17 protein-coding genes and 1 tRNA gene are annotated in these 16,778 nt (G+C 51.0%); 3 read left to right on the forward strand and 15 right to left on the reverse strand.

The genetic code is table 11. From position 1 onward, the window contains the following. The 11 genes from L3K52_01270 to L3K52_01320 form a co-directional block, all read right to left on the reverse strand. The gene (locus tag L3K52_01270) at window positions 1-495 is read right to left on the reverse strand and encodes a hypothetical protein (GenBank protein ID UOG92379.1); all 495 of its coding nucleotides are present in this window, start codon (window positions 493-495) and stop codon (window positions 1-3) included. A 224-nt stretch (window positions 496-719) separates the two neighbouring features. Then, window positions 720-2,894, reverse strand: a complete 2,175-nt coding sequence (locus tag L3K52_01275) for a hypothetical protein (GenBank protein ID UOG92380.1) — start codon at window positions 2,892-2,894, stop codon at window positions 720-722. Window positions 2,895-2,904: 10 nt separating this feature from the next. Beyond that, window positions 2,905-3,585 (reverse strand): response regulator transcription factor, encoded by a 681-nt coding sequence (locus L3K52_01280; protein ID UOG92381.1) that lies wholly within the window; start codon window positions 3,583-3,585, stop codon window positions 2,905-2,907. Window positions 3,586-3,615: 30 nt separating this feature from the next. Next, window positions 3,616-4,641, reverse strand: coding sequence for a CsgG/HfaB family protein (locus L3K52_01285; GenBank protein UOG92382.1), 1,026 nt, complete (start codon window positions 4,639-4,641; stop codon window positions 3,616-3,618). A 38-nt stretch (window positions 4,642-4,679) separates the two neighbouring features. Continuing rightward, entirely contained in the window at window positions 4,680-4,994 is a 315-nt protein-coding gene (locus L3K52_01290) for a hypothetical protein (protein UOG92383.1), read from the reverse strand. A gap of 290 nt (window positions 4,995-5,284) precedes the next feature. After that, entirely contained in the window at window positions 5,285-5,581 is a 297-nt protein-coding gene (locus tag L3K52_01295) for a hypothetical protein (protein UOG92384.1), read from the reverse strand. Window positions 5,582-5,771: 190 nt separating this feature from the next. Further along, the gene (locus L3K52_01300) at window positions 5,772-6,164 is read right to left on the reverse strand and encodes an RNA-binding protein (GenBank protein UOG92385.1); all 393 of its coding nucleotides are present in this window, start codon (window positions 6,162-6,164) and stop codon (window positions 5,772-5,774) included. Continuing rightward, window positions 6,140-6,607 (reverse strand): YcgN family cysteine cluster protein, encoded by a 468-nt coding sequence (locus tag L3K52_01305; GenBank protein UOG92386.1) that lies wholly within the window; start codon window positions 6,605-6,607, stop codon window positions 6,140-6,142. Before L3K52_01305 ends, L3K52_01300 begins: the two co-directional genes overlap by 25 nt. After that, window positions 6,597-7,259 carry a hypothetical protein gene (locus tag L3K52_01310; GenBank protein UOG92387.1) on the reverse strand — a complete coding sequence of 221 codons (663 nt, stop codon included), beginning with the start codon at window positions 7,257-7,259 and terminating at the stop codon, window positions 6,597-6,599. Before L3K52_01310 ends, L3K52_01305 begins: the two co-directional genes overlap by 11 nt. A 79-nt stretch (window positions 7,260-7,338) precedes the next feature. Continuing rightward, window positions 7,339-8,124 carry a TonB family protein gene (locus tag L3K52_01315; protein ID UOG92388.1) on the reverse strand — a complete coding sequence of 262 codons (786 nt, stop codon included), beginning with the start codon at window positions 8,122-8,124 and terminating at the stop codon, window positions 7,339-7,341. A gap of 17 nt (window positions 8,125-8,141) precedes the next feature. Continuing rightward, on the reverse strand, window positions 8,142-8,516 hold the full coding sequence (locus L3K52_01320) for a hypothetical protein (protein UOG92389.1): 375 nt from the start codon (window positions 8,514-8,516) through the stop codon (window positions 8,142-8,144). Window positions 8,517-8,674: 158 nt separating this feature from the next. On the opposite strand from L3K52_01320, the gene L3K52_01325 reads away from it, so the two are divergent. Further along, window positions 8,675-8,869 (forward strand): DUF2892 domain-containing protein, encoded by a 195-nt coding sequence (locus tag L3K52_01325; protein ID UOG92390.1) that lies wholly within the window; start codon window positions 8,675-8,677, stop codon window positions 8,867-8,869. Window positions 8,870-8,871: 2 nt separating this feature from the next. Here L3K52_01325 and L3K52_01330 read toward each other — a convergent pair whose 3' ends face one another. After that, on the reverse strand, window positions 8,872-10,464 hold the full coding sequence (locus tag L3K52_01330; GenBank protein ID UOG92391.1) for an ATP-binding protein: 1,593 nt from the start codon (window positions 10,462-10,464) through the stop codon (window positions 8,872-8,874). A 183-nt stretch (window positions 10,465-10,647) separates the two neighbouring features. Here L3K52_01330 and L3K52_01335 point away from each other — a divergent pair, with 183 nt between their 5' ends. Next, window positions 10,648-12,825: a malate synthase G gene (locus L3K52_01335; GenBank protein UOG92392.1), complete on the forward strand. Its 2,178-nt coding sequence runs from the start codon at window positions 10,648-10,650 to the stop codon at window positions 12,823-12,825. Window positions 12,826-12,884: 59 nt separating this feature from the next. On the opposite strand, the gene L3K52_01340 is transcribed toward L3K52_01335, so the two are convergent. Together L3K52_01340 and L3K52_01345 are read right to left on the reverse strand one after the other, a co-directional pair. Beyond that, window positions 12,885-13,580 (reverse strand): DUF1566 domain-containing protein, encoded by a 696-nt coding sequence (locus L3K52_01340; protein UOG92393.1) that lies wholly within the window; start codon window positions 13,578-13,580, stop codon window positions 12,885-12,887. A gap of 152 nt (window positions 13,581-13,732) precedes the next feature. Next, a tRNA-Phe gene (locus tag L3K52_01345) sits at window positions 13,733-13,808 on the reverse strand. A gap of 113 nt (window positions 13,809-13,921) precedes the next feature. Here L3K52_01345 and L3K52_01350 point away from each other — a divergent pair. Beyond that, complete coding sequence (locus tag L3K52_01350; protein UOG92394.1) at window positions 13,922-15,061, forward strand: hypothetical protein; 1,140 nt, start codon at window positions 13,922-13,924, stop codon at window positions 15,059-15,061. A 9-nt stretch (window positions 15,062-15,070) separates the two neighbouring features. On the opposite strand, the gene L3K52_01355 is transcribed toward L3K52_01350, so the two are convergent. Beyond that, window positions 15,071-16,690, reverse strand: coding sequence for a band 7 protein (locus L3K52_01355; GenBank protein ID UOG92395.1), 1,620 nt, complete (start codon window positions 16,688-16,690; stop codon window positions 15,071-15,073). Between the last annotated feature and the right edge of the window lie 88 nt (window positions 16,691-16,778).

Below are 16,778 nucleotides of genomic sequence, written 5' to 3' on the forward strand. Positions count from 1 at the left end.
CTATTGCGCGGGTGGCAGGTAGTAGCCTTGTGCTTGCGGATAATAGGTTTGTGGGTAATAGGCCGGGTACGTTGGCGCATACATTTGCTGCGGGTAAGCTGTGTAATAGTTGTACGGATAGGCATACGGGTAGCTGTATGCGCCAGTATTGAGGCCATTGTAAGCCGAGCCATAAGCATTAGCATTCAACTGCCGATCTTGGTACTGCGCGACATCACCGCGACTTTCCGCACGGCTGTCAGCGTTGAAAATACTGTTCGCTTTAGCGCGGAAATTCAGGTCGAAATCCATATTAATGTCGGCTTCGCCACGCCCGCGTGATTGCCCATTGGCAGTGCCATTGCCCTGAGTTTGCCCGAAAGCGTTAGCTTGTTGCGCTTGTTCTTGGCGGTTATTACCGAAGAAATTGCCCATGTCGAAACCGTCGAAAAAATCAGCCGATGCGTTGCCAGCCAACAGGGTCAAGGCGGTGAAAATAATAATACGTGTGCTCATGATGGTGTCTCCTTCTAGTGGTTTTACCAGTTTATACCCATTTATAAGCATTTGCTAATACAACCACTTTTGACTCACTCAAATGTATCCAAACGGATGATGCCGCCAGTAGCGGAATAGCGGTAAAGTTTAGGTGTGCTGGTTGAACCCCTCAACTGACTGCATTAACTGGCACATTATTCACCGGCTTTGACGTGTTGAAGCCGGTTTTTATTCCTAACGCTTTAGACTTGCAGGGGAACAGCAATATGCACCGTGATTCTGGATTGGGGAGGATCACTGCCATAAAACCCCACTTCCCCGCCTAATGCCGCGACCCGATGCCGGATACCGTTTACTCCAGTCCCCGCTTGCCAACGCTCAGGCGGGGATATTTTTCCGTCATTGGTAACGATCAGGTGCAATTTATTGTTGGATAAAGCAAAACCCACCTCCAACGTTTCTGGCTCGGCGTGCCGCAGCGCATTGCTGACTGCTTCACGGAGTATCTGCGACACTTGCAGTATTCGGCGTGGGCATAATTGGCAAGCATCCAAGCGCTGATCCTGTCGCCAGCGTAACCTGACTGCGGCGGCTTCGGCTCGCCCGGCAATTTCTGCCCGCCAGTCCGCAATATTGTCCACCAGTTTGGTCGGGCTGGCTTGCTGCGATAACCGTACCGTTTCCCGTAACGTCATTAGTGCCTGCCGCACATCCTCACGGTGCGTTGCATCCGGTAGCTTATGGCTCAGGGTTAGCAGTTTTGCGCCAACACTGTCATGCAAGTCGTGCATTATGCGCCGCCGCTCTTCCAGAATAGCCTGTTGGCGGGTTTCGCTGGCATTACTGGCCATCCGTGCCACCGTTAACAACGACTCGGTATGTTTGACATCGGTTTTGTTAAACAGCCGTGCTGCCCGTTGTTTGCCGGTCAAGCGCCACGCATGTTGATTGCCAAGGCTAGGCACATCAAGGTGCAAACCGTTGTCTGACAAGTGGGTAGTGGTCACTTGGGCAGACAATTTTTCGATATGCAACGGCAGGAAACGTTGCAGCAAGGATTCCTGCCAACATTGTTCAAAGGTTTCTTTGGAGAGCGCCTCCCCAAGATTGCTGCTTAACGCGGGCAGAAAATCACTGACATTCTGGCGCTCCATTGGAATAATTTTATCCAATAGCCATTGGCGCAACGGAAAATACAAGAAGCCCGCAATAATGACCGACATTGCCAGCACATAATCACCCCGCAGTTGCAGCAACGTCATTAACCCCACGTCAATACCCGCGACTAGCAAGCCCCCCACAATCCACAACATTGACTTTAGCCACCAGAATTCAATCGCAAACAGCCGATAGCGCAGAATCCCTACCCCAAGCCCTATCGCCATCAGGTTAAACAGCAATAGCGCCGAAATATTGCCAACAATCGGCGGCTTACCCAGCAGAATAGGGAAAACATGCAGGGCAATAATAATGGCATTGGGTAACATAAACGCCGCCGCGAGAACATGCAGGCTCGCCCGTTTCACCGGCTGACAGCGTGTCTGGCGCAATTGCAGGGCAATAATGCCCAACACGATCACGTACAAAAAGGGGTATTGTATGTAAAAAATATGCCCCGGTGTTTCAATCCAACCGTAGTGATAATTAGCGGTGGAAAGTGCCGTAAACCCCATAACCAGCCAAAATAACCACAACCCGCGCACCAACGGTCTGGGCAAATCACACAGAATGACCAGAATCAGGGTAGCGGCGAAGTTGATGCCTGTCGCTTGCAGCAGCAAATTCTGCCGCAATGCGCCGGGTTCCATATAAAATTCCGTGGCAATAACCCCAGCGCCGCTGACCGCAAAAACGTAGTACAGCAAGCTGTGCAGCAGTAAAAACAGGGATGCTTTTTGATAGGGGCGGTATGTCCAGACCAATGCGCCCACCAATGGCGAGATCATGTTTGCAAGCCCCAACAACCAAAACACAGCGGGGATAGCAGTAACTGGGGTATGTGCGGCGGGTGTCAGCGCAACGGTCTTGCCCATCGTGGTCACAAAAGTTACTTGAGCATGTTGGGTGAAGGCTTGGTGCAAGGTTTGCTGTTGCTGATAAAACTCCGCCCGTTGTGCGAACGTCGCGGGGGAAAGTGGCGCATAACCGTTCAGCAATGGCTTGATCTGTAGCAGCTTCCCATCAACTTGCAGGCCAAGCAAAGTCTCACCGGCGGCGAGTTTTCCAGAGGCCGGGGAATTGGCACTGATGGATTTGATCAGCAGCGTATCCGCAGCCGTGGCAGTCACCCGAATACCCGTCCACTGTTGTTGGGTCAATAGGTAAGCAGAAATAATCTGGGTGACGGCAATGAATAGCAATATCGCCAGCAAAATATTGGCGGGAGCAATAACGGGTTTGGGGAATGACCAGTTCAAATGGTCAACCTTAGAAATCCGTTCTGACCAGCCCCATGCGGCAAGCCTCCACTGCTGCCTCAGCACGGCTGGATATATTGAGCTTCTGGTACACATCCCGGATATACCGCGCTACGGTATTGGTAGAAAGCCCCAATAATTCCGCCACATCACCCCGGCTAAGCCCCTTGGCAACTAATATCAACACTTCGCGTTCGCGGGGGCTTAGACTCGCTACTTCGCTGCGATTAACGCTCGAATGCTCGTTATCCGATGTGCCACGAACGTTCCCAGCGGACGAGAAATATTGCAATATCCGCCGCGATACACTCGGTGACAGCGGTGGATCACCACTGAGAATACCGCGTAATTTCTGAATAAACACCAACTCAGACGAATCTTTCAGCAAGTAGCCATGCGCCCCAGCTTGCACGGCGTGGAGAATGTGTTCCTCATCATCAAAAATGGTAGTGATTACAATGTAAGCATTAGGGTAATCCTGACGCACACTCGCCACCAAGTCGATACCGCTACCGTCCGGCAGATTAATGTCCAGCAACGCCACGTTTACGCTGACTTTGCCTAACAGTTGCCGCGCTTGTTGGCAGGTAGTCGCCACATTGAGGTGCACCTCTCCGAAAGCTTGTTGCAGGACGACACTCAACCATTCAGCGGTTTCAGGGACATCTTCCACAATGAGCACGTGTTGCATGGTGACTTCCTTTGCTATAAGCGCTCAAGATTAAGGCTTGCTGGGCGTAATAATTCGTTTTACCCGTATAATTCCCTGCGGATCAACAGTATCACCGACTTTGAGCGCGTGCATCACTGCCGGGGCTGTGGGTGCTATCGTATCCCGTTTGGGGGTCAGTTTGGGGAGTTTCATGTTAATCACTTTAACAGGTTCTGTTTGTGGCTGGCTATTAGCACCTTTTGCGCCGCTTTGCCCGGTTGTACCCGCCGTGCCCGCCGCTGGTTCTTTGACCCCCAGACAATTGCTGTAAGGCACGCCAACCAACTTGCCCACCAACTCCACTGCGGCAAGGTCAACCAGATTGCGTACTGCTTGGGCTTTGCCTTCGCTGGCGTTGAGGCTTAGGTCGAAATATACACCAAATTTATTAATGCTGGCATCCATATCCAGTGAATCACCACGCTGGAAAATCGCGACCGAATTGCTGGAGGTAATGCCGGGAATGACGCTCATGTCTGAAGCACGTAACACATTCAAATCCAAGGCAACCACGTTCAGTGAAGTACTGTGAGCTGCACCGCCACCGCCTTTTTTACGGTAAAACACCCCGGTACTGGCATCCCCGGTGGTAACACCTTTGTCAAACTGGGTAATTGAGCCTTGAATATCAAACGCAGGCATTTCTTTGTACGCATCCGAAAAGTTGGCAGCTTTCATAAATGACACCAGATTGCCAGAATCTTTACCGTAAGCAATCAGCTTAATCGCTTTGCTTTTGGTAGTCATGCGTGAAATAGCGGAAATCAGCATATCACGAGTGCCGGTTTTAACTTCTTCGGTTTTATCGTCGAGGTCTTCCACCATCACCGGAATGCTTTTCACGCCTTTTGCCAGCATTAAATCATCAACACAGCTTAAGGCATCAGAAAAATTAGTGACGGATTTATACGGTGCACCAGACGGGCCACGGCGGATTTTTTCAAATTCCCGTGCCAGTTTATTATCTATACTGGCACAGCCACCCAATGTGGAAAGGGTAAAAGCTACTGCTAACATAATGACGGACTTTTTCATGATTGTTGTCTCGCGTTTTTAATGACAGGTAAAAGGTTTTAACGGCAATTATTGGACTGAATCACATCACCGTCGATTAATACCACGATTTCATCCGGTGAATTTGCGCCATCATCGACCACCACATTACCGATATTAATGTCACAACCGGCGGTATCAAACTGCGACACGGCGTAATAATCTTCACTTTCGTGATCCAATTCGGCTTCGTAAGCACGCATCCGTGCTTTCATTTGTGCCATTTTGGAATTCATGTCATTCATGAGTTTATCTTCACTACCGGCATCTTCCGCAAATGCCACATGGCTGCTGCAAGCCAACAAGCACGCTACTAAAATGAGTTTTATCGACATCTGGTTTTCCTCACTGATCAATCACATAAGTTAATCGTAAAGTGATTAGTGGTGATTAGTTAGTGTAAAGTTGACAGGCGGATACTCGCTACAGATTAATGTCATTAACGGGTATGGATGCCGCCTGAGTGGTGTATGGCTTATGGACATGACAGTTCATAAATAGAAAAGCAGACTAAAGCCCAATCTACAGCATTAACAGTAGACCGGGCTTTAATCCGTTAATCTTGAGCTATTCCGGGTGCAACACCCGGAATAATACGAAAGATCTGATTCAGCTATTTAGCAAATCAGTCGTCTTTCCGGCAATTACAATCTGAAGCAATATTGACAGACTGTGTATTATCATGACCTTCCTGTGTTACAGAAGCATCTTTTATTGAAACGCTTGAACCACTGATAGAAGCGATGTCAATAGATTGCATGTTATCATTGCCTTCTTGTTCAACAGCGAAATCTTCAATATCAACCGTAATATCATCACTACCACCAAAACCGCCACCATTGCCGCCATTGCCAACGGCAAATACAGAAGCGCTCATTACCATAACCAAAGCAGCGAATGCAGAAATCATTACGTTTTTCATGTGAGTTTCCTTAATTAACTATTAAATCCATAACTGAAGTTTTGTTGTTGTCCTTTTGTGTTCAGGACAGGGTAATAATAGTTAATTGAACGGCATTAATAATCTGAATCAATGACAAAACAGCCACTTCTATTGATAAGCAGAACTTACGGTCAATAAATCCAGTTGAACGGCACAGTTTACAACCGACTCACCACCCCTGCTTAAACTTGTCGATCAGCCGCCGTTCCCGCTTATCCGGCTTATGCAACCTCACATTCACCCCGTGCAAACGCCGCTCTTCGATCACCGCCTCGCGTTCTTCGCGGTGATGTTCAGATTCGGTATACAGCAAACGGGCTTCACTGGCGGGGCGGCGCTGTTCGTTCAAGCCTTGCACCGTAATCGTCCAGGTTTCAAAGCCCTTTTTGATGCGCAACTTGTCGCCTATACGCACCTGCCGAGAGGGTTTAACGCGCTCCTCATTCACCTGCACATGCCCGCCATCAATGGCTTCCACCGCCAGCGGGCGGGTTTTGAAAAACCGCGCTGCCCACAACCACTTATCAATGCGTTGGCTTACATTTTCTTCTTCAACGGCCATGTAACGACCCTATCCTCCCACTCTGTTTCGTTTACGTCAGCGGCGTAAGTAAACCGCCCGATCACCGATTGTTTCATGCGGTGAATGCTCTGTTTATCGCCCGATACCAAATGATGCCAAGACGGTAAATTCTTACCCTCGTGCAACAAACGGTAAGCGCAACTCGGCGGCATCCAATACAGCTCATCCAAATTATCCGGGGTTAAATGCAAACATTCCGGCACCAGCGTTTCACGATTCGCGTAATCTTTACACTGGCAACTCGTGCCATCCAACAAATCACACGCCACATCGGTGTAATACACCGTGCTGTCTTCCTCGTCTTCCAGCTTGATCAGGCAACATTTCGCGCAATGGTCGCAAATGCTTTCCCATTCCGCCTCATTCATCTCAGCAAGGCTCTTTTGTTTCCACCAAGGCGGCGTGCGGGCTTCACTTGTCATTGTACGGTTTCGTCTCCAGCAATCCCTGTTTCATCGCGGCGTAATCGTGTTGATTAGTGTAATAAAGAATCTCTTTACCGTCAGTATTCATCAAAATCGCCAAGCCTTTGCTGGGGTAAAACCAATAGTCGATCCCCGCCTGCAAGGATGCAGCGCGTTCCGCCGGTTCACCAAAGCGTGCCACCACAATTTCAGGCTCGTAATTGATGACTGGCATGTAAATCAAGCGCTGCACCCGCAAATCATTGGCAATTTTCACATCCGCTTCCGCCATCGTGTATTTCCATTGCCCGCTTGCCATGCCTTCGCGTTTGGTATTGTTGGTTTGGAAACTGTCCAACTGCGCGGGCGTGGCTTGCAATTCAGCAATGATTTTGGCTTCAAACAGCCCTATTCGCCGTGTACCAAAATAGGCTTCGAGGGTGCGCTTACCGCTTTCATGCGCAAATACCGCCATTTCCGGGAAGCTGTGCAAGCGTTCGATCACATCCTTTAGCGTGGCTTTGCCAATGTCCAAATGGAACACTTGTGGATTGCCTTCGGCACTAAGAGTGACTTGCCAAGGCAAATCTTCGGGGTGTTGGGGGGAAGAGTCGCAGCCGGTGATGCCAAGCGCAAAGGCCAGTAGGCTGACAGGTAAGGCGTATTTCATGCAGAAACCTTTTAAAAAAAACGGTATGGCACATCATAGCGCAGATTTCCCCACAAGGCATTTGCGGCTATGACTTGTCTCAATCCAACCTAAAATTCACCTTCAAGGTAAGCGCCCAGCTTGCCTTGCGAATAGACGCCGGAAACGGCAAAGCCCCAGAAGTGCTATTCACCGCGTGCAGCGCTGCTTTATCCAGCCACTCATTGCCCGAACTTTGACTGACTCTCGCATTCGTCAAGGTGCCATTGGGTAACGCGGTGAATGCGATGGTCACCGTTCCTTCCACTTCGGCTCGCTCCGCTTGACGCGGGTATTGTTTGCGAGCAGCAATGAGACTTTGCAACTGTTGGCGATAAGCGGCTTCGGCAGCGGCATTGTCAACCTTGGGCGCAGGCGTCACCGGCGCTGGTGCAGGTTTAGGCAGTGGTTGAAGCGCAGGTCGGGCTTGAATGGCGGGCGCTGCGCGAACTAGAGCAGGTGCTTGAGGCCGCGCTACCACGGGTTTCATCGCAGGCGCTGCTGGCTCAGGTAGTGGTTCAGGTGTTAGCACTGATTTAGGCTTGATCTTAGCCGGTAATTTTTTCGCGGCAGGCTTTTTCTCCAAGGTGGACTTGACCGTTGGCTTGGGTTTTTGCACAGGTTTAGGGGGCGGCGGCTCCGGTTTAACAAGCGGCGCAGGAACGACCGGCACACTGGGCGCAGGCGGTAGCGCAGGCTGAAATTGTGCCAATGACAACGGCACCACGGTCGGTTGCGCTTCAGGCAATCCCCGCTTGTCTTGCCACAATAACAGCGGCATTACCGCCAGCCATGCAACGATGTGCAACAGTGCCGAAATCCCGAATCCCACTAGCGCTGTTTTCAAACCTTCTTCCTTGTTGGCTAATCCCGACTAAAAATACCGTTAGATGTAATCGCCACTTCATTCACCCAGCGCTCCGAGGTTTTCCCCACGCAAGCCTCCACCGTTTTGCCATCCGCAAGCTGCACTTCCACGCTGTAACCTCTGCCGGGTTCGTGATTCAGCGCAACAATCCGGGTTTCACCAGCACGTAACTGCGTCAGCAAGATTTTTTCCTGACTCAAATCATTGCCGTGCTCGATTTTGAGCAAGGGAATGGTTTCGCCGCGCATGTTTTCGATGGTCACAAACAGCGGACGACCGGGGTATTGCTGCGCGTACCAAAGTTGCATTGCGACGATTCCCACCAGTAAACCGAGGCTACCCGCTATCCCAATGTGTTTGAAAGTGATCATGTTGACTCGTGCCTGTACTAGACTAACGGTGCATCATTACCGACAAGTCTTCGCGTGACATTGAGATTGGTCAATTGTGTTTATTAACAAATACTAATATACTCAATGCGCTTAGAATACGTAAATTTAACCACCTACACTCAAAGAAGGAACACACCATGACACTTAGCAACGCCATCCAAGTTTTCGCTGGTACCATGATTTTAGTCGCACTGATTTTGGGCGCAACCGTTTCTGAAGCGGTTGGCTTTTGGCTGCTGGTTTTCATTGCAGTCAACCTGATTCAATCCGCTTTCACGGGTTTCTGCCCAGCGGCAATGGTTCTGAAGAACATGCCATTCATTAAAGCGTAAGCTTAATTGACCGGCAGGGTGAACGAAAACGTTGCGCCCTGCTCCGGTTCGGATTCCACCCACAAGCGCCCACCGTGTGCCTCGATAATCGAACGGCACAATGACAAACCGATTCCCATCCCCTGCGCCCCTTTCGTGGTAACAAACGCATCGAACACACGCTGCTTGAGTTCGGCATCCATCCCCAAGCCGGTGTCAGAAATATCGACTTGCACACACCCCGTCTGATTCAGAAAACTCCGCACCAAAATTTGGCGGCGGTGACTAGGCGTATCGTGCATCGCATCACGCCCATTTTGCACAATATTCAGAATAACCTGTTGAATTTGAATAATATCCAACGGAATATCCGGCACACTATCATCCAGTTCCAACAACAGCGGCACATCCAAGCGGCTTGTTCCGGCTTTGCTCAGGTGCAAGGCCTCGTGAATCACTTGTTCCACACACGCCATGACCTTGTGCGGGGGCTGTTTGCGTACCAAGGCTCGTATCCGCCGGATAATTTCTGAAGCACGCAACGCCTGTTGCTGAATCGCTTGCAGCGGTTCTTGCAAACGGGCACTGGCGCCGTCGGCTTGCAAAATGCGCTGGCACGCGCTGGCGTAATTGGCGACCGCTGCAAGGGGTTGATTGAGTTCATGCGCAATCCCCGATGCCATTTCCCCCAAAGTATTCAAGCGCACCATTTGGTCGAGGTCGGTCTGGTGCCGCAAAATTTCGTGCTGGGCTTGTTCGCGCAAGGTTTCCTCCTGATCCAACTGGTACGCCAGCCGCATCACGATCAGCACAATCACCATCACCATTCCTGACGCCAGCAAGGATTCCACTTGCGTGTGTGTCAATGTGCGATGCTCCAGCAATACCGGCAACCAGCCCAACAGCGGCGGGAACAGCGCCATGAGAAACATCACCCGGCGCACCACCAAACCACCGGAGGCATCACTGGCCATAATGCGGAAAAAGCCTTTTTCCACTTTTGCCAGAATAATCCCCCAACCCACCAAGGCAAACGCAGTCGCCGTGGGCAGCGCCATGCCCGCCACCCCCGTGAATACCTTGAACATGTCTTCTTGATGCGCGTAACCAAAAAATACCGCCACCAACAACATCACACTGAAAAATGCCGCCCATTGCGCCAGATTAATCAGCGACTGGCGCTCCAAGCTCAGAAAAAACAAACCCGTACACGTGAGAATAAACGCCATGCCCGTTTGCGGCGAATCCTTCGCGTCAGACAAATTCAACCAAGTCAACGGGGCCAACCCCTGCCCCAACAAAGCGTCCGATGTATTGTGCCAATGGCTCAACAACATTAGCCCCCCTAACATCACCCCCGCTATGGCTAACAAGCGCCCACTCCAGCGCCGCCATGCGGTGGTTTTTTCGGGCTGCAATAAAAACAAGGCTGCCCCAGTAAAAATGAACGAAAACGCAGCCCCCGGTGTCATCAACGGCAAATTATCATTCACCCGGTACAAAGCAGGCATGTGGTTAAACCACCCGATTAACACGACCACGCCCACCAACATCACGCTCCATGATGCCAAATGCGCCAAACGGTGTAAAAACTGCAAATGATGTGTTTTATTCATGGGTTAAAAGTATATAAGAAATCGCTCCGTAGCGGTAAACGGCTGATGCTGCGCTTCATCTGCTGACCGCTGCTGCTGTTTTTAATTATGAGCATTGATAATTCTAATTTTCGCCATTGTCATCCTTGCGTTATAAATCAAAGATGTTGACAATTTTATTTATTTTTAAAGGGATCGTAACAAATGGGCAATAGAATTCAGGTCAGCGGCTTGCAAGTGTCAACACTTCTGCATGATTTCATCATCCAACGCGCCCTACCGGGCACAGGCATCAAGGCAAGCGATTTTTGGGCTGGGCTGGCAGACATCGTTACCTGTTTTGCTCCCCGCAACCGTGAACTGCTGGCAAAACGCGACGCCATCCAAGCCAAAATCGACGCTTGGCACATTGCCAACCCTGGTCAATTTGATTTCAGCGCTTACAAAGCCTTTTTGCAAGAAATTGGCTACTTACTGCCCGAAGGTGAAGCCTTTAACGTCAGCACCGCGAACGTGGACGTAGAAATCACCCACACCGCTGGGGCGCAATTGGTCGTTCCCGTCATGAATGCGCGTTTTGCGTTGAACGCTGCTAATGCGCGGTGGGGCAGTTTGTACGATGCGCTGTATGGCACGGATGCAATTCCGTCTACCGATGGCGCAGCAGCAGGCAGCACTTACAACCCGGTACGTGGTAAAAAAGTCATTGAATTTGCGCGTAATTTCTTGGACGAAGCCGCGCCACTCGCCCACCTGTCTCACCACCATGCCAGCCGCTACCGGGTGGATGAAAGCGGTATTTTAATGGTCGAAATGATCGGCGGCTCAATTGTGGCATTGCGCGATAATAACCAATTTGTCGGCTACCGTGGCACGTTGGATGCGCCGTCAGCAATCTTGTTACGTAATAACGGTTTGCACTTTGAAATCCAAATCGACCGTAACGGCATGATTGGCAAAGAAGATGCCGCAGGTGTGAACGACATTCTGATGGAAGCCGCGCTCACCACGATTATGGACTGCGAAGATTCCGTTGCCGCCGTCGATGATGTCGACAAAGTGCTGATTTACACCAACTGGCTCGGCCTGATGAAAGGCGACTTGCGCGAAACCGTCAGCAAAGGTGGCAAAACCTTTACCCGCACCTTAAACCCTGACCGTGAATACAGCAGCGCTCACGGTGGCACGGTGACATTGCCGGGGCGCAGCCTGTTATTCGTGCGCAACGTTGGACATTTGATGACCAACCCGGCGATTTTAGATGCCGACGGTAATGAAATTCCTGAAGGCATTTTGGATGGCTACATGAGCGCCATGATCGCGATTCACAACCTCAACGGCAGTGCAACCTTCAGCAATTCGCGCACCGGCTCGGTGTACATCGTGAAGCCAAAAATGCACGGCCCGGAAGAAGTTGCCTTCACCAATGACTTGTTCGACAGCATCGAAGACGCGCTGAAATTGCCCCGCTACACCTTGAAAGTCGGCATTATGGATGAAGAGCGCCGCACCACGGTGAATTTAAAAGAATGCATCCGTGCCGCCAAAGAACGCGTGGTGTTCATCAACACCGGCTTCTTGGATCGGACGGGCGATGAAATGCACACTTCGATGGAAGCAGGCCCGATGATTCGCAAGAACGACATGAAGTCATCCGCGTGGATTCAAGCTTACGAAAACTGGAACGTCGACATCGGTTTGGAATGCGGCTTGCCCGGTCATGCGCAAATCGGCAAGGGCATGTGGGCAATTCCCGATCAAATGGCAACCATGCTGGCAACCAAAATCGGGCATCCCATGGCGGGCGCAAACACGGCGTGGGTTCCATCGCCTACCGCTGCGGCGTTACACGCGCTGCATTACCACAAGGTCAATGTGTTTGCGCGTCAGGAAGCATTGAAAAGCCGCCCGCGTGCCAATATTGATGACATCCTCACCATTCCGGTGGCGGCGAATCCGAATTGGAGCGCGGCAGAAATTCAGCAGGAATTGGACAATAATGCGCAGGGTATCCTCGGTTACGTGGTGCGCTGGATTAACCAAGGCGTTGGCTGTTCCAAAGTGCCGGACGTGAATGACGTGGGTTTGATGGAAGACCGTGCAACGTTGCGTATTTCCAGCCAGCACATGGCAAACTGGTTACACCACGGCATTTGCACCGAGACACAAGTGCTGGAAGCGTTTAAGCGCATGGCGGCGAAAGTGGATGCACAGAATGCAAGCGACCCGACTTATACCAACATGAGCGGTAACGTTGAGAAAAGCGTGGCATTCAAAGCGGCCTGTGATCTGGTGTTCAAAGGGCGCGAACAGCCGAATGGTTATACCGAACCGTTGCTGCATAAGTACCGTGCAGAAGCGAAAATAGCTCTGTTTTTCTAACACTTATCATAAAAAAAGCCGCTGATTAAAGCGGCTTTTTTTATCCAAGCATCAGCCGCTTAATTATTGCGAACCAAGCGCAGGTAATTATAACTTTCGCCATGACCTTGCGCACGGTCGCCAGTCGCCAAGGAAAAACTCACCGCTGCATGACCAACCGTAGCAGTATTGGAGGCCCAATAGCCACGCACTGAGCTGCCTTGCACTTCAGGGTCTGACGAAGTGCTGCCCAATGCGGCGTAAATGAAAGGCCGTGCCGGACGGGTAGTATCAATCAAGCCCAGCAATTCAGCCGTGGTCGGCAGGCGCCAATTGGTGTAGCCGCACAAAGCCGCCGCATTCACCGCGTTGGTATAAGCATCGGTCGTGCACTTGGTCAGAATAGTGCCGGATGCCTGACAAGGTGGCTTGGTCGTGTCGAGAATGTTGGCGGTTGCCGCCGTACCAGCCGTTTTGCCCTCAACACCCCAACTGTAGCCATAATCCTTATCACGGAAACCGGGCAGTGCGCCGGGTGCCTCATCGGTTTTCAGTTCCCACATGAGATTGGTACTGTTATCAGTAACGCATGTCGTTACATCAGCCACTTTCACTTCCGTAAACGTTTTTGCCGCCGCAGTGGGCGGAGTAACCGGAGCCGCCGTATCGCCGATCACGGTATTTTGCGTGGTTCCGCCACCGCCACCGCCACCACTCAGCAGCACGACTAGCAAAGAAATCGCGGCAACAGGAACACTTTTACTGTAAATACTCATAGTCATAACCCTTTCTGTTTTATTTAAGTTATTAATTTATACCAGAAAGAAGTAATGCTGTAAGCCTTTGTACAATATTAGCGCTTAAATGAAAAAGCTAACAAAAGGAAGCCTGCTAACAGCAGGCTAAGGGGGGTAAATCGACAATGGTGTGGTGGCCGGAGACGGAATCGAACCGCCGACACGGGGATTTTCAATCCCCTGCTCTACCAACTGAGCTATCCGGCCACAGAGGGCGCTATTAAAGCGTTTTGAGTGGTTACTGTCAAGCACTAATATTGGAGATTTTTCTGCTACACTTCAACACACCCATTACCACCAACTCAAGCGTCTTCACACTCATGGATTCACACGGTCTACTGTTATTCATTCTCTGGCTGGCGATCGCCGCTGGCATTGTATTTTTTGTACGCTGGTTGAGCGGCTTTCTGGGCAAATTCAAGCTGCCTAACGATACGCGCCTGCTGATCTTGATTGCGTTTACCGGCGTGCTGGTGATTGCTGCCCTCAATTTCCTTTGGAAACAAGGTCAGCGCGAACCCACACCCCCCGTTGAGGTTGCGGAAGTCGCAACAACCCCTCAACAATCCAAACCCGAACTCAATCTGGAAACTTACGAGAGCACCACCTACCCTGAACTTTACGGCTTGCGCCAAGACATGCTCAAACAAATGGACGCATTGCACATTTTTTTTGGCAAGGTCAGGGAATGGGCAGAACAAATGCCCGAACAACGCCGTTTCCTGCAAACCATCATTGACCTTCGCTGGTCACAACAACAGCAACTGCGTAAAGCTTATCAAGAAATTGATCGCAGCCGTCGCGAATTTTGGCTGCACTACCGCACCGGCGAAGACCGCCATGTACGCACCATGTTTGATGATGAAGCCCAGCGCCTGCGACAGCGTATTCAAGAAGCACTCGGCGACAGCCGCGAATTCCAGTTAGCCGAAGTCGAAGCGATTCGCGACCACCTACGCGATGCCGAAACCCTGCTCAAAGCGGTCAAACTCCCCAAACCCAAAAAGGGGCAACGTTTGAACACCGTTTTCCAACCGTACAGCGACCAACGCCGCCAAACCCTGCTAACAACACTTAGCGAACGCCAAGAAACCAGCATTACCAGCAACCTTATCCAGCTTCAGCACGAAGAAACCCAAATCCGCACCAAATTGGCTTACATGGTGGAATACCAAAAAGTCAACACTGACCTGCTGGAAACCACTAATGACCTGATTTTAGAATGGAACAAAGCACTGATTTACAACCAATACGCGCAATACCGGCTCCTGTTTGCAGCAGAAGCCCTAGAAGCCAGTGTGCTACTGGGCCTCAGCACCGACAGCCGGGATTACACTTGGTTACTGAAACAATTGCGCGAATTAGCCCCGGACATACGGGCACAAGCGGAAGAAGAGCGCCGCGTCGCCGCGTACAGCTACAACCCGGAAGTTGACCATAGCAATCGCCAATCACGCTGAAGCGTTTGCTTAACGCTCATCACGGTAATAATCTTCATCATAGCCATCATCATCCGCCATGACGGGCTGTTCGCGCTCACGCGCGGGGGCTGGTGCGGGCTTCTTATCTTCTGGCGGTTTATTAGCCTCATGCGCAAACAGCCCCGCGTGCAAACTGTGCGTCAGGTCATTGAGCGAGCCACCTTTTAAACCCACCTCACCCAGCAAGCTTTCAATCAATGGCACTTGCGCACGGTAACGCAAAGCGCTATCCACCACTTGCTCAGCCAAGTTGCCGCCGCCGCTGTGAGCAGTGCCGTTGCCTGCATCGCCGCCATTGTTGCCGCCACCCGCACCACCGCGCCCGATGGCGTTGTTTAAGCCGTCGATATGCATGATTTTGATGCCTTCGATGTTTTCCATCGGGCGCACACTTTCGCGGATAATGTTTGGCAATTGGCGCACGATTTCCATTTTGACCTGCATCGCGATCTGGTCGTTAGAGAGCAGGTTAGAGGCTTCGTTCAAGGCTTTTTTGCCTGCCGCCTCCACTTGGTAACGCAATTGCGCAGCCATGGCTGCCATTTTTTCCACATCAGCATTCGCTTCAGCAATGATAACTTGGCGACGCGCTTCTTTTTCCGCACTGATAATTTCCACGACACGCGAACGTTCAGCTTCGGCACGTTCGCGCGCGGTGCGGATTTCTTCGGAAATCTTCTCAAATTCCGCTTTGACCTTGTTGGTTTCAATCCACGCCTGCGAAACTTCGCGTTCTAGGGTGGCCTGCTGCATATTAACGGACTGTTGGGCGCGTTCGATCGAAATCTCTTTGTCGATGTTGATCTCTTCGATTTTGCGCTGGGTTTCGGCTTCATTTTCGGCTTTTTGGCGCTTGCGTTCGTTTTGCGCCACCACTTCCTTGTACTCCATCTCTTCTTTTTTGATGGTAGCCTCAAGGTTGCGCTGCTTAATCGCGACCGCCGTTTCTTGCTCAATATTATTGCGGCGCTTAGCGTTATCGGAGGTCACTTGCTCCAAAATACTCAAGCCTTTCGCGTCGAAAGCATTGTTGGGGTCGAAGTATTTTTTATCGGTCTGGTCGAGACCCGTGAGGGACACCGATACCAGCTCCAAGCCGTTTTTGTGGAATTCGGCATTCACCGCTTCTTCTACGTTGTGTTCAAACGCGGCGCGTTTTTGGTGCAATTCGTCCAGCTCCATGCCTGAAGCCACCGAACGCAACGCCGCCACGCACGGGGCTTCAAACACTTCCCGAATCGCCTCCTGATCCAAGGTGCGCAAGCCCAAAGCACGGGCAGCCGTGCTGATGGCTTCCGGGCGTGCTTCCACCCGCAAGAAAAACTCGGCGGTTACATCCACCCGCAGTGGGTCTTTGGTGACTAGCGCCTGCTCCATTTCGCGGGTAATTTCGATTTTCAAGGTTTGCATATTGATCGGCATCACCTCGTGGATGACCGGCAATACAAAAGCACCACTGCCAAGAATAACCTTTTCCCCGCCCAACCCCGTGCGCACAAATGCGGTGTCTTTTTTAGCACGTTTGTAAAAAGCTGAGAAAAAAGCTGCCCCCAAAATCGCCAGTACCAAAATACCAAACGAGAGGTAAACGTAAATAGTCCATTCCATGCGTTGCCACCCCAGAGTGATCGGTTGTGATGGGTTAAGTATACGCAATATCTTGAAATAACGCTGGAAACCCTTTTGCGGTCGATTA

The sequence above is a fragment of the Candidatus Thiothrix sulfatifontis genome (assembly GCA_022828425.1).
GTDB classification, from domain to species: domain Bacteria; phylum Pseudomonadota; class Gammaproteobacteria; order Thiotrichales; family Thiotrichaceae; genus Thiothrix; species Thiothrix sulfatifontis.

Bases quoted from the DNA above. Each gene is read 5' to 3' on its own strand.
- L3K52_01270 (UOG92379.1), bottom strand. From the start codon at position 495: ATGAGCACACGTATTATTATTTTCACCGCCTTGACCCTGTTGGCTGGC.
- L3K52_01280 (UOG92381.1), bottom strand. From the start codon at position 3,585: ATGCAACACGTGCTCATTGTGGAAGATGTCCCTGAAACCGCTGAATGG.
- L3K52_01285 (UOG92382.1), bottom strand. From the start codon at position 4,641: ATGAAAAAGTCCGTCATTATGTTAGCAGTAGCTTTTACCCTTTCCACA.
- L3K52_01290 (UOG92383.1), bottom strand. From the start codon at position 4,994: ATGTCGATAAAACTCATTTTAGTAGCGTGCTTGTTGGCTTGCAGCAGC.
- L3K52_01295 (UOG92384.1), bottom strand. From the start codon at position 5,581: ATGAAAAACGTAATGATTTCTGCATTCGCTGCTTTGGTTATGGTAATG.
- L3K52_01300 (UOG92385.1), bottom strand. From the start codon at position 6,164: ATGGCCGTTGAAGAAGAAAATGTAAGCCAACGCATTGATAAGTGGTTG.
- L3K52_01305 (UOG92386.1), bottom strand. From the start codon at position 6,607: ATGACAAGTGAAGCCCGCACGCCGCCTTGGTGGAAACAAAAGAGCCTT.
- L3K52_01310 (UOG92387.1), bottom strand. From the start codon at position 7,259: ATGAAATACGCCTTACCTGTCAGCCTACTGGCCTTTGCGCTTGGCATC.
- L3K52_01320 (UOG92389.1), bottom strand. From the start codon at position 8,516: ATGATCACTTTCAAACACATTGGGATAGCGGGTAGCCTCGGTTTACTG.
- L3K52_01325 (UOG92390.1), top strand. From the start codon at position 8,675: ATGACACTTAGCAACGCCATCCAAGTTTTCGCTGGTACCATGATTTTA.
- L3K52_01330 (UOG92391.1), bottom strand. From the start codon at position 10,464: ATGAATAAAACACATCATTTGCAGTTTTTACACCGTTTGGCGCATTTG.
- L3K52_01335 (UOG92392.1), top strand. From the start codon at position 10,648: ATGGGCAATAGAATTCAGGTCAGCGGCTTGCAAGTGTCAACACTTCTG.
- L3K52_01340 (UOG92393.1), bottom strand. From the start codon at position 13,580: ATGAGTATTTACAGTAAAAGTGTTCCTGTTGCCGCGATTTCTTTGCTA.
- L3K52_01350 (UOG92394.1), top strand. From the start codon at position 13,922: ATGGATTCACACGGTCTACTGTTATTCATTCTCTGGCTGGCGATCGCC.
- L3K52_01355 (UOG92395.1), bottom strand. From the start codon at position 16,690: ATGGAATGGACTATTTACGTTTACCTCTCGTTTGGTATTTTGGTACTG.